General features: G+C 64.7%; 8 protein-coding genes. 6 read left to right on the forward strand and 2 right to left on the reverse strand.

What is annotated here, in order from left to right; genetic code table 11:
- The first annotated feature begins 11 nt into the window (after positions 1-11).
- The 5 genes from nirB to CD932_RS21515 all read left to right on the forward strand — a co-directional run bounded on the left by nirB (position 12) and on the right by CD932_RS21515 (position 9,080).
- On the forward strand, positions 12-2,552 hold the full coding sequence (nirB, locus tag CD932_RS21495; RefSeq protein WP_303396101.1) for a nitrite reductase large subunit NirB: 2,541 nt from the start codon (positions 12-14) through the stop codon (positions 2,550-2,552).
- Positions 2,553-2,555: 3 nt separating this feature from the next.
- The gene (nirD, locus tag CD932_RS21500; protein ID WP_094444833.1) at positions 2,556-2,918 is read left to right on the forward strand and encodes a nitrite reductase small subunit NirD; all 363 of its coding nucleotides are present in this window, start codon (positions 2,556-2,558) and stop codon (positions 2,916-2,918) included.
- Positions 2,915-4,153 carry an NAD(P)/FAD-dependent oxidoreductase gene (locus CD932_RS21505; RefSeq protein ID WP_254926702.1) on the forward strand — a complete coding sequence of 413 codons (1,239 nt, stop codon included), beginning with the start codon at positions 2,915-2,917 and terminating at the stop codon, positions 4,151-4,153. Before nirD ends, CD932_RS21505 begins: the two co-directional genes overlap by 4 nt.
- A 22-nt stretch (positions 4,154-4,175) precedes the next feature.
- Positions 4,176-6,872: a nitrate reductase gene (locus CD932_RS21510; protein WP_254926703.1), complete on the forward strand. Its 2,697-nt coding sequence runs from the start codon at positions 4,176-4,178 to the stop codon at positions 6,870-6,872.
- 171 nt (positions 6,873-7,043) lie between these two features.
- The gene (locus CD932_RS21515; protein ID WP_094444834.1) at positions 7,044-9,080 is read left to right on the forward strand and encodes a diguanylate cyclase; all 2,037 of its coding nucleotides are present in this window, start codon (positions 7,044-7,046) and stop codon (positions 9,078-9,080) included.
- On the opposite strand, the gene CD932_RS21520 is transcribed toward CD932_RS21515, so the two are convergent.
- A complete protein-coding gene (locus CD932_RS21520) occupies positions 9,077-9,598 on the reverse strand; it encodes a MarR family winged helix-turn-helix transcriptional regulator (protein WP_094444835.1) in 522 nt (173 codons plus the stop codon). The genes CD932_RS21515 and CD932_RS21520 overlap by 4 nt on opposite strands.
- Positions 9,599-9,875: 277 nt before the next feature.
- Positions 9,876-10,637: a DeoR/GlpR family DNA-binding transcription regulator gene (locus CD932_RS21525; RefSeq protein ID WP_176461086.1), complete on the reverse strand. Its 762-nt coding sequence runs from the start codon at positions 10,635-10,637 to the stop codon at positions 9,876-9,878.
- A 139-nt stretch (positions 10,638-10,776) separates the two neighbouring features.
- Between CD932_RS21525 and glpD the strand changes: the two genes are divergently transcribed.
- Positions 10,777-12,312: a glycerol-3-phosphate dehydrogenase gene (gene glpD / locus CD932_RS21530; RefSeq protein WP_254926704.1), complete on the forward strand. Its 1,536-nt coding sequence runs from the start codon at positions 10,777-10,779 to the stop codon at positions 12,310-12,312.
- The last annotated feature ends 83 nt before the right edge of the window (positions 12,313-12,395 follow it).

Below are 12,395 nucleotides of genomic sequence, written 5' to 3' on the forward strand. Positions count from 1 at the left end.
TGAGCAACCCCCTGAAAATCGTCGTCCTGGGCCATGGCATGGTCGGGCATAAATTCCTCGAACGCCTGGCGCTGGAGAACAACACCCGCCTGTCCGTCACCGTCTTGTGCGAAGAGCCGCGCCCCGCCTATGACCGTGTGCACCTGTCGGAGTTTTTCAGTGGCAAATCGGCGCAAGACCTGTCGCTGGTGGCGCCCGGCTTTTTCGAGCGGGGCAATGTGGCGCTGAAATTGAATGCGCGCGCCATCGCCGTTGACCGTGCGGCAAAAACCGTTACCGTCAGCAGCGGCGAGATCCTGCCCTACGACAAGCTGGTGTTCGCCACCGGGTCGACCCCGTTCGTGCCGCCGCTGCCGGGCAAGGAGCGCGATGGCTGCTTCGTCTACCGCACCATCGAAGACCTGGAAGCCATGCTGGCCTGGGGCGGCAAGTCCAGAACCGGCGTGGTGATCGGCGGCGGGCTTTTGGGCCTGGAATGCGCGAAAGCGCTGCGCGACCTGAAACTCGACACCCACGTGGTGGAGTTCGCGCCGCGCCTGATGGCGGTGCAGGTCGACGAAGGCGGCGCGCGCGTGTTGCGCCGCAAGATCGAAGAGCTGGGCGTGACCGTCCACACGCAAAAAAACACGCTGGCCATCGTTGACGGCGAAGCGGCCACCCACCGCATGCAGTTTGCCGACGGCAGCCATCTGGAAACAGACATGATCGTCTTTTCCGCCGGCATCCGTCCGCGCGACGAACTGGCGCGCGCCTGCGGCCTGGAAGTGGGGCCGCGCGGCGGCATCGCCATCGACGACAGCTGCGTCACGTCGGACCCCGATATCTACGCCATCGGCGAATGCGCGCTGTGGGGCGGCCTGATTTTCGGCCTGGTGGCGCCCGGCTATGAAATGGCGCGCATTTGCGCGCGCCATGTGCTGCAGGAAGAGGGTGAAGCGTCGTTCAAGGGCGCCGACATGAGCACCAAGCTGAAACTGATGGGCGTGGACGTGGCCAGCCTGGGCGACCCGCACGGCCACGCGCCGGGCAGCCGCTCCTACCAGTTCATGGACGAGCGCAAGCAGATCTACAAGAAGATCGTCGTCTCCGACTGCGGCAAATACCTGCTCGGCGGCGTGATGGTGGGCGACGCCAGCGAATACGGCACGCTGCTGCAGATGATGCTCAATAAAATCGAGCTGCCCGAGTCGCCCGAGTTTTTGATCCTGCCGCAGGCCGACGGCCAGCAAAAGGCCGGCCTGGGCGTGGACGCCTTGCCCGATGGCGCGCAGATCTGCTCGTGCAATGACGTGTCGAAAGGCGCGCTGTGCGCGGCCGTGGCCGATGGCGCCACCACCATCGGTGCGTTGAAATCCTGTACCAAAGCCGGCACCGCCTGCGGCGGCTGCGTGCCGCTGGTGACGCAAATCATGAAGGCCGAAATGAAAAAGCAGGGCATGGCGGTCAACAACCATGTCTGCGAACACTTTGCCTATACGCGCCAGGAGTTGCACCACCTGGTGCGGGTCGGCAAGATCCGCAGCTTTGGCGAGCTGCTGGCGGCCCACGGCCACGGCCTCGGTTGCGACGTGTGCAAACCGCTGGCGGCCAATATCCTGGCTTCGTGCTGGAACGATTTCGTGTTGACGCCCGTGCACGCCAGCCTGCAGGACAGCAACGACTATTTTCTGGGCAATATCCAGAAGGACGGCACCTATTCCGTGGTGCCGCGCATGGCCGGCGGCGAAGTGACGGCCGATGGCCTGATTGCGGTGGGCACGGTGGCAAAAAAATATGGCTTGTACACCAAGATCACGGGTGGTCAGCGGGTCGACCTGTTCGGCGCGCGCGTCGACCAGTTGCCGGCCATCTGGGAGGAGCTGATCGCCGCCGGATTCGAGTCGGGCCATGCCTATGGCAAGTCGCTGCGCACCGTCAAATCGTGCGTCGGCTCGACCTGGTGCCGCTATGGCGTGGCCGACAGCGTCGGCTTTGCTATCCAACTGGAAAACCGCTACAAGGGCCTGCGCACGCCGCACAAGATCAAGTTTGGCGTCTCGGGCTGCACCCGCGAATGCGCCGAGGCGCAAGGCAAGGACATCGGCCTGATCGCCACCGAAAAAGGCTGGAACCTGTACGTGTGCGGCAATGGCGGCATGAAGCCGCGCCACGCCGAACTGATCGCCTCCGATCTCGATGAAGCCACCCTGGTGCGCTATGTCGACCGCTTTTTGATGTTCTATGTACGCACGGCCGACCGCCTGCAGCGCACCAGCGTGTGGCGCGACAACCTCGAAGGCGGCCTCGATTACCTCAGGCGCGTGATCATCGACGACAGCCTGGGGCTGGCGCAGGAACTCGAAGCGGACATGCAGCACGTGGTCGACACCTATGCCTGCGAGTGGAAGATGGCCGTCAACGACCCGCAAGTGCGCCAGCGTTTCCGCCATTTCGTCAACAGTGACCAGCACGATGAAAACGTGGTGTTCGTCGAAGAGCGCGGCCAGATCCGCCCGGCCACCGAGGTCGAACGCCGCAGTACCGTGATCCCCATCCTTGCCGTGGAGGCTTGATTCATGAACGCGATTAACGAACTTTCCGGCGTTACCGCCGACAACTGGATGGCCATCTGCCAGCTCGACGATATCGTGCCCGACACCGGCGTCTGTGCCTTGCTCAAGGGCCGCCATGTGGCCGTGTTCCGCGTCGGCGACGCCAGCGCGCAGGTCTTCGCCATCGATAATGTCGACCCGAACGCGGGCGCTTCGGTGCTGTCACGCGGGCTGGTGGGCAGTTTGGGGGAGCGCATCGTGGTGGCCTCGCCGATCTACAAGCAGCATTTCGATCTGCACACGGGCGAGTGCATCGAAGCGCCCGAACACTCGGTGGCGGCCTGGCCGACGCGCGTGTTTGGCGGCATGGTGTGGGTGGCGCTGTGAACACGCCAGCCAAGGCGCCCAATCGTCCGTCCCTGGTGGTGGTCGGCAACGGCATGGCCGGCATGCGCACGGTGGAAGAGCTGTTGAAGCTTGCGCCGGACCTGTACGACATCACCGTGTTCGGCGCCGAGCCGCACGGCAATTACAACCGCATCTTGCTCTCGCCCGTGCTGGCCGGCGAAAAGACGGTGGACGACATCATGCTGCACACGCGCCAGTGGTATGTGCAACACGGCATCACCCTGCACGCGGGCGACCCGGTGGTGCGCATCGACCGCAAGGCGCGCACCGTGCAATCGCTGTCGGGCGTCAAGGTCGCCTATGACCGGCTGCTGCTGGCGACCGGTTCCACCCCCTTTATCGTGCCGGTGCCGGGCCACGAGCTGCCCGGCGTGATCGGCTTTCGCGATATCGACGACGTCGACACCATGCTGCGCGCGGCGCGCGAGCACCGCCATGCGGTGGTGATCGGCGGCGGCCTGCTGGGACTGGAAGCGGCCAACGGCCTGCAGCGCCAGGGCATGGATGTCACTGTGGTGCACATGAGCGGCAGCCTGATGAACCAGCAGCTCGACGCGCCGGCCTCGATGCTGCTGAAAACGGCGCTTGAGGCGCGCGGACTGCGGTTTCTGATGGAAGCGCAGACGGCGGAAATTCTCGGCGCCGAGCGCGTGCAGGGCGTGCGCTTTCTTGACGGAAGCAGTATTCCGGCCGACCTGGTGGTGATGACGGCCGGCGTGCGGCCCAATATCACGCTGGCGAAAGACGCCGGCCTGCACTGCGAGCGCGCCATCGTCGTCGACGATTGCCTGCAAAGCTATGATCCGCGCGTGTATGCTGTCGGTGAATGCGTGCAGCACCGGCGCGCCACGTTCGGCCTGGTGGCGCCGATCTGGGAGCAGGCGCGCGTGTGCGGCGCCCACCTGGCCGGCGCCGGCCACCGCCGCTATGTGCAGCAGGCCAGCGCGACGAAACTCAAAGTGACGGGTATCGACCTGTATTCGGCTGGCGACATCATCGGCGGTGAAGGCAGCGAAGACCTGGTGCTGCGTGATCCGCGCCGCGGCATCTACAAGCGCCTGGTGGTGCAGGGCAACCGCCTGGCCGGCGCCGTGCTGTATGGCGACGTGCAGGACGGCCCGTGGTATTTTGACCTGATCCAGAAGCGCAGCGACATCAGCCGCCTGCGTACCCACCTTTTGTTTGGCCAGGCGCTGTGCGGCCAGGCCGCCTGACACTGCAGAACAGGACCGCACCATGACCACCAGCATGCCCGTGAAAACCACCTGCCCGTATTGCGGCGTCGGCTGCGGCGTCGAAGCGACGCGCCTGCCCGACGGCGCCATCCGCATCGCCGGCGACGCCAGCCACCCGGCCAACCTGGGCCGCTTGTGCGTCAAGGGCTCGGCGCTGGGCGATACCGTCGATCTCGACCAGCGCCTGCTGCATCCGCAGGTGCGCCTGGACGGCGAGGGCGGCGCGCTGGCGCGCGTATCCTGGGACGATGCGCTCGACAGGGTCGCCGGCGGCCTGCGCGCCATCATCGATGAACACGGCCCCGATGCGGTGGCGCTGTATGTCTCGGGCCAGCTGCTGACGGAAGACTATTACATCGCCAACAAATTCATCAAGGGCTATGTCGGCAGCGCCAATATCGACACCAATTCGCGCCTGTGCATGTCGTCGGCGGTGGCCGGCCACAAGCGCGCGTTCGGCGAAGACATCGTGCCGGGCTGCTATGAAGACCTGGAACTGGCCGACATGGTGGTGCTGGTGGGCTCGAATACGGCCTGGTGCCATCCGATCCTGTTCCAGCGCATCGCGCGCCTCAAGGAAAGCCGGCCAGACTTGAAACTGGTGGTGATCGACCCGCGCCGCACGGCCACCTGCGAGCTGGCCGACCTGCACCTGCCCGTTAAGCCGGGCACCGACGTCTGGCTGTTCAACGGCCTGCTGTGCTACCTGGCCAGCGAAGGCGTGATCGCCGGCGACTTCGTCACGCAGCACAGTCTGGGCCTCGACGAGGCGCTGGCCACCGCCCATGTCGACTGTTCAGATCCGCTGCAGGTGGCGAAAATCTGCAAGGTCGACCCGCAGGCGCTGCTCGGTTTTTACTGCGATTTCGCCGCCACGCGCAAGGTCGTCACGGCCTTTTCGCAGGGCGTGAATCAGTCCTCGAGCGGCACCGACAAGGTCAACAGCATCATCAACTGCCACCTGGCGACGGGGCGCATCGGCCAGCCAGGCATGGGGCCGTTCTCGCTGACGGGCCAGCCCAACGCCATGGGCGGGCGCGAAGTGGGCGGCCTGGCCAATATGCTGGCGGCGCATCTGGACCTCGACAAACCGGCACACCGCGAGGCGGTGCAAACGTTCTGGGATGCGCCGCGCATCGCGGACAAACCGGGCCTGAAAGCGGTCGACCTGTTCCGGGCCATCGAGGCTGGCACCGTGAAAGCCGTGTGGATCATCGCCACCAATCCTCTGGTGAGCATGCCCGACGCCGACCAGGTGCGCCGTGCGCTCGATCAATGCGAGCTGGTGGTGGTGTCCGATATCAGCGCGCAAGCCGATACCAATGACTATGCCGACGTGCTGCTGCCGGCCCTGGGCTGGGGCGAAAAGGACGGCACGGTGACCAATTCCGAGCGCCGCATCTCGCGCCAGCGCGCCTTTTTGCCGGCACCGGGCGAAGCGCGCGCCGACTGGCGCGTGCTGTGCGAGGTGGCCACGCGCATGGGCTATGACGGTTTTGATTTCGCCACGCCGCAGGCGATTTTCGATGAACACGCACGGCTGTCCGCGTTTCGCAACGAGGGCGAGACGGCGCGGCTGTTCAATCTGTCGCACCTGGCGGCGCTCAGTGCCGCGCAATACGATGCTTTGCTGCCGCAGCAATGGCCCGAGGGCCAGGCGCGATTGTTCGGCGACGGCCGCTTCGCCCATCCTGACGGGCGCGCACGTTTTATACCTGTCGCGCCGCGCGCGCCGCACAAGCTGCCGGACGAGGATTTTCCGCTGGTCCTGAACACGGGCAGGGTGCGCGACCAGTGGCATACCATGACGCGCACCGGCAAGGCGGCGAAATTGTCCGGCCATATCGCCGAGTCTTTTATCGACATCCACCCGCAGGATGCGCTGCTGTACAGCGTGCGCGAAGGCGAGCTGGCGCGCATTTCCAGCCGCTGGGGCGCGATGGTGGCGCGCGTGGTGCATGGCGGCGGCATCGCGCGCGGCCAGGTCTTCGTGCCGATCCACTGGAGCGACGCCAATGCGTCGGACGCGCGCGTGGGCGCGGTCGTCAATCCGGTGGTCGATCCGGTCTCGGGCGAACCCGAATTCAAGCACACGCCGATCCGCATCGAGCAGTTCCGCGTGCACTGGCATGCGTTCGTGCTGAGCCGCACGCCGTTGGCGCTCGACGGTGTGGCGCACTGGACGCGCGTGCAGGGCGAGCAGTTCCTGCGCTATGAACTGGCCGGGCGCAATCGGATCGACGACCTGGCCGGCTGGGCGCGCGGCCTGCTGGGCGTGACGGACCTTGACGCCGACTGGCTCGATTATGCGGACGCCAGCGCCGGGGTGTATCGCGCCGTGCACCTGATGGACGGCCGCATCGCGCAATGCGTGTATGTGTCGCCGCGCCCGGACCTGCCGTCGCGCGCCTGGCTGGCCGGCCTGTTCGCGCACGAACAGCTCGATGCCGCCGATCGGGCCGGCGTGCTGCTGGGCCAGCCGATCAGCAAGGGCGCGGACGCCGGCCCGACCGTGTGCTCGTGCTTTGGCGTGGGCCGCAATACCATCTGCGACGCCATCCGAAATAATAATTTGACAAGCACTGCGCAGGTGACAGCCTGCGTCAAGGCGGGCGGCAATTGCGGCTCCTGCGTGCCGGAGATACGCCAGCTGATTGCGGTGGTGGCGGCCGAAGCGCTGGCCGAGCGCGCCGCCTGAGCGGCGCCTGCCCTCACGCCCGATAGCCGGCGGGAGGGCACTGTGGCAAGTGCGCCCGTATTGCACAGAAGCGTGGACAATTTGGTATCATATCGCGCAACAACACCATAGTTTGCCTGCCGGCGCATGTGCGGGCAGTGGCAACGACGATAGCAGGGGCGCAGCACAAGCATGTCCCGCACCCCTGATTCCATGACAACGAGACTACGCAAGAGCATCAGCACGAGCCTGCCCACCAGCCTGAAGGCGCGCATGAGCGTGGTTGTCTTCCTGCTGGTGCTGGGCGCCGTCGCGCTGCTGGCGCTCGCTACCCTGGCCGTGGCCGAACGCGACATGCGCGGCGTGACGGGCCAGCAGCAATATGCGTCGCTGGTCAGTGCCGCCGTCTTCATCGATGAGGAATTGACCGCCAAGCGCAATGTGCTGCGCGTGATGGCCGACAGCCTGGCGGCGCAGGACGTGCAGGGAGCGCCCGGTTTGCAGCGTTTCCTGTCCGCGCAGACGGTGCTGGGCAAGGAATTTTTCACCGCTGGCGTGATTGACCGCGATGGCGGCGTGCTGGCCAGCCTGGGACCGGTCAAACCGCGCCCCGGCGCCACTGTCAGGGAGCGCCCGTATTTCATGCAGACCCTGGCCCGGAAGCGCTCGGTCATTTCCGAGCCGCTGCAAGGCAGCGTTTCGGGCATGCCGATCGTTGTCGTGACCCAGCCCGTGTTCGACGCGCACGGCGAGGTGCGGCTGGTGCTGGCGGCCAGCGTCAATTTGCGCCAGCCTGATTTTCTTGGCCGGCTCGACACCCTCAAGCCGGGGCCGGGCGGCCATCTGTACATCATGACGGAACAGGGCATCGTCATCGAGCATCCCGACAAGTCGCTGATCATGCAGCATATCGGCGCGCAGTGCGCGCCCAGCGTGCCGACGCTCAGCGCCATGCAAGGTTTCCAGGGGGCGATGGCGGGCAAGACCTGCTTTGGCGAAGACGCCCTGTTTGCCTACCACCGCATCGCCAGCACCGGCTGGATACTGGCTTCGATCTATCCCGCGCGCGAGGCATTTGCGCCGCTGCGCGCCATCCGCAGCAAGATCTTGCTGGCGGCCCTGATGCTGGCGGCGCTGGCGGGCCTGGCCGGCTGGCGCGTGGTGCTGCGCCTGTTGCACCCGCTCGAACGCCTGCGCAGCCAGGTCCACCAGATCCGCCGCCACCGTCTCGGCATCGACGCGCTGCAGATCGAACGGCGCGACGAGATCGGCGACTTGAGCCGAGATTTCTACACCCTGGTGGCCGAACGCGAACTGGCCGAGACGCAGACGCGCGACAGTGAACGGCGTTTGAAATTGCTGACCGATCACGTGCCCGTGGGGATCATGTATATCGACCGCGACCATCGCTACCAGTTCATCAACGCCACGTTTGAAAAATGGTTCGGCGTGTCGGCCAGGGACGGCATGCTGCGCTCGATCAACGAGGTGCTGGGCGAAGCGGCTTCCCGGCTGCGCGAACGGTATTTGCGGCGCGCGTTTGCGGGCGAAGAAGTCGAGTATGAATTCACCTTTGACGATCATGGTTCCGGCATCACCGGCAATGGCCGCGCCTTCCAGACCAATTATGTGCCGCACGTCGACGACAGCGGGGTGGTGATCGGCGTCTATGGCCTGATCCATGAAATCACCAAGGTCAAGGCGGCGCACTCGGCGCTGCAGTTCGCCGCCGCCACCGATACCCTGACGGGCATCGCCAACCGGCGCCGCTTCGACGAGCAACTGGCGCAAAGCCTGGCGCGTGCCCAGGCGGCGGGCGCGCCGATGGCGCTGGCCTACCTCGATATCGACCGCTTCAAGGCGATCAATGACAGCCTGGGCCACCAGGCTGGCGACGAAGTGCTCAAGGAGTTTGCCCGCCGCCTGCAGCAGTGCGTGCGCGCCAGCGACCTGGTGGCGCGCCTGGCGGGCGACGAATTCGTGATCGTCTTCGAGGGCGTCAGGAGCGCGGCCGAAGTGCGCCAGATCGGCGTCAAGATCGTTGGCGCCATCCGCGCACCGTTCGCGCTGGTCAGCGGTCCGCTGCTGGTCACCACCAGCATCGGCATTGCCATCAGCGGCGACGGCGAACCGACGCCGGAACAGCTGCTGGACCTGGCGGACCAGGCGTTGTACCAGGCCAAGCGGCAGGGCCGCGATGGCGTGGCGCTGATGGGTGGCGAGGTTTAGTTCAAGGGGGCGTTTTTGAGCTGATGCGTGCGCGCCACTTCCTTCATCGCCACCAGCAGGTTTTCGCGCAATTGCGGCGGCAACTGGCCGAAAAATTCCTCGTCGTTCTGGTCGGCCATGCCGGCCAGTACCGGCACCAGCGCTTCGCCCTCGCTGGTCAGCTCGATCGCGTGCTGGCGGCGGTCGGCCAGCAAAATCGATTTGCTGACCATGCCCTTGCCTTCGAGGCGGTCGATCAGTTTCGAGACGGCACCCTTGCTCATGCCGGCCACGTGCGCCAGCACGGTCGGCGAAGTGCAGCCGAGGCGGAACATCTCGCGCAGCACCACCCATTCGGACACCGTGACGCCATTGGCTTCGGCTTTTTTCTGGAAGCTGTGCGAGACGTGGTTGGAGACAAAGCGCAACCAGTAGCCCAGGTGGGCTTCCAGTTCGCTGACGCTGGCGGCGCTGGCGCCCTTGGCAGAGCTAGTGCAGGCGGCGGGCCGCACGGCGGCCGGTTCAAAATTATGGTTCATCGGTATTCCTTTACTGTGCGACGCATCGGCCAGGATCGTGGCGCTTGCAGGCCGCAGGGCGCCACGCTCCATGAGTGATCTTTCGCTTTTCCGCCGCACCAGGCAACCATGGCAAGCAGGAAACAGTGTTGCTAGATGGAAAGATTAAAAAATCAACTCATGTTGTAGCAATGGTAACAGGAATTTTTTTGGTATTGCTAACTATTTCACCTTGTTAAGTGAGATTGTCCACACATGGCCGCATTGCGACGCCGCTCCTGCCTGTTTGTAAAGCACCTCAGGCAGGCACCACCAGCTTGACGGCCGCGTCGCGCAGGACCTGGGCAAACTGCGCCGGCGGCGGCGCGTCGGTAAACAGCATGTCGATCTGGGCCAGGTCGGCCAGGCGCACCAGGGCTTTGCGGCCGAACTTGTGCTGGTCGGCCACCAGCCACACTTCGCGCGATTGCTCGATGATCGCTTGCGCCACCTTCACTTCGCGCGCGTCAAAATCGCGCAGGCTGCCGTCTTCGTCGATGCTGGAAATGCCGATGATGCCGATATCGACCTTGAACTGGCGGATAAAGTCGATCGTCGCTTCGCCGACGATGCCACGGTCGCGACCGCGCACCACGCCGCCGGCGACGATCACTTCGCAGCCCGGATTGTCGGCCAGGATGGCGGCCACGTTCAGGTTGTTGGTCACCACATGCAAGCCCGTGTGCTGGCCCAGCGCGCGCGCCACCTCTTCGGTGGTGGTGCCGATATTGATCAAGAGGGAGCAGCCATGCGGCACCTGCAGCGCGACGGCGGCGGCGATGCGCCGCTTCGCTTCGCTGTTCAGGATCTGGCGCTGGCTGTAATCGATGTTTTCCACCGACGAGGGCAGGCCGACGCCGCCATGGTAGCGCGCCAGCAGGCGCGCCTCCTCCATCTGCTTGACGTCGCGGCGCACGGTTTGTGGCGTCACTTTCAATTGCTGGGCCAGTTCTTCGACCGAGACGGTCAGATGCTGGCGCACGGCGTCGAGCAGGCTACGCTGGCGTGGATTGAGGATCATGGTGCATTCTTTCTTATAAGCGAACAGAAACGAACAAATACTGATGAAAATATGTTGCCATGAGTTCGTATTTTGGCGTAATCTTATTCATCTGGCATACGAATTATATCTTTATTGATCACAACGACACGGAGTTTTGATGGTGGCAGCACAGGCAAGCACGGTGATGGAATGCGATCTGCTGGTCGTTGGCGGCGGTATCAACGGCGCCGGCATCGCGCGCGATGCGGCGGGGCGCGGCCTGTCGGTGGTGTTATGCGAAAAAGATGACCTGGCCTCGCATACCTCGTCGGCCTCGACCAAGCTGATCCACGGTGGCCTGCGCTACCTCGAATATTATGAATTCGGCCTGGTACGCAAGGCCCTGATCGAACGCGAAGTGCTGTTGCGCTCGGCGCCCCACATCATGTGGCCGCTGCGTTTCGTGATGCCGCATGCCGAAGGCCAGCGTCCGGCCTGGCTGATACGCGCCGGCCTGTTTTTGTACGATATGCTGGCCAAACGCGAACTGTTGCCGGCCTCAAGCAGCATCGACCTGCGGCACCACCCGGCCGGCAAACCGCTGAAACCGCAGTTCAAGCGCGGCTTCGTGTATTCCGACGGCTGGGTCGACGACGCCCGCCTGGTGCTGCTCAACGCCATGGACGCGCACGAGAAGGGCGCCACGGTCCTGACGCGCACGTGTTGCACCGGCCTGGCGCGCGAAGGCGATCACTGGCAGGCCAGCTTGCAGCGCAGCGACGGCGCCATCGTGCAAGTGCGCGCGCGCAGCGTGGTCAACGCCACCGGCCCGTGGACGGCCGACTTCCTGCGCCAGGCGGCGCCCACCGCCCAGGGCCGCAATTTGCGCCTCATCAAAGGCAGCCATATTGTCGTCAAGCGCCTGTTTGACCACGATCACGCCTACATTTTCCAGCACCATGACGGGCGCATCGTGTTTACGATTCCCTACGAGCACAATTTCACCCTGATCGGCACCACCGACCTCGATTACCAGGGCGACAGCGGGAAAGTTGCGATCGATGATGCGGAAATCAGTTACTTGTGCGAACTTTCAAGTTATTATTTCAGCAAGCCCATCGTGCCTGCCGACGTGGTCTGGACCTATTCGGGTGTGCGCCCGCTGGTCGAAGATGCGTCGGCGCAAGCGAAGGCCGTGACGCGCGATTACCGTTTCGAGCTGGACCGTGAAGGCGCGCCGCTGCTGAGCATTTTCGGCGGCAAGATCACCACCTTCCGCAAGCTGGCCGAAGAAGCGGTCGACCTGCTTGCTCCCTTGCTTGAAAGCAAAAAAGGGCCATGGACGGCGCAAGCCTGTTTGCCTGGCGGCGACGTGGCCGGCAAGCTGCCCGACAATCGCGCCGTCAGCGGGTTCGGCGCCTTTGTCGAAGGCTTGCAGCGGCAATATGGCTGGTTGCCGGCCCAACTGGTGGCGCGCTATGCACGGGCCTATGGCACGCGCATCCATGCGCTGCTCGACGGGCGCACCGGTGTGGCACAGATGGGCGAGGAAGTGGCCAGCGGGCTGTACGCGGCCGAAATCGATTATTTGCGGCATCATGAATGGGCCGTCAGCGCGGCCGACATCTTGTGGCGGCGCTCCAAGCTGGGCCTGCATTTGCCGGCGGGGTCGGAACAGGCGCTCGATGCGTGGCTGGAGACGCATCCGGCATAGCAACAAGCAGCAAGCAGCAGAAACAAGCGGCAAACGACCATGCCCCGACAGAGGGCGCGGCGACCCCTATCTGGAGGAGACGA

The organism is Janthinobacterium sp. PC23-8, assembly GCF_002250505.1.
In the GTDB taxonomy this organism is placed as follows: Bacteria; Pseudomonadota; Gammaproteobacteria; order Burkholderiales; family Burkholderiaceae_D; genus Janthinobacterium.

What these genes read in the sequence shown, in the direction of transcription:
- glpD (WP_254926704.1), top strand. Translation starts at nt 10,777, where the DNA reads ATGGTGGCAGCACAGGCAAGCACGGTGATGGAATGCGATCTGCTGGTC.
- CD932_RS21525 (WP_176461086.1), bottom strand. Translation starts at nt 10,637, where the DNA reads ATGATCCTCAATCCACGCCAGCGTAGCCTGCTCGACGCCGTGCGCCAG.
- nirD (WP_094444833.1), top strand. Translation starts at nt 2,556, where the DNA reads ATGAACGCGATTAACGAACTTTCCGGCGTTACCGCCGACAACTGGATG.
- CD932_RS21515 (WP_094444834.1), top strand. Translation starts at nt 7,044, where the DNA reads ATGTCCCGCACCCCTGATTCCATGACAACGAGACTACGCAAGAGCATC.
- CD932_RS21510 (WP_254926703.1), top strand. Translation starts at nt 4,176, where the DNA reads ATGACCACCAGCATGCCCGTGAAAACCACCTGCCCGTATTGCGGCGTC.
- CD932_RS21520 (WP_094444835.1), bottom strand. Translation starts at nt 9,598, where the DNA reads ATGAACCATAATTTTGAACCGGCCGCCGTGCGGCCCGCCGCCTGCACT.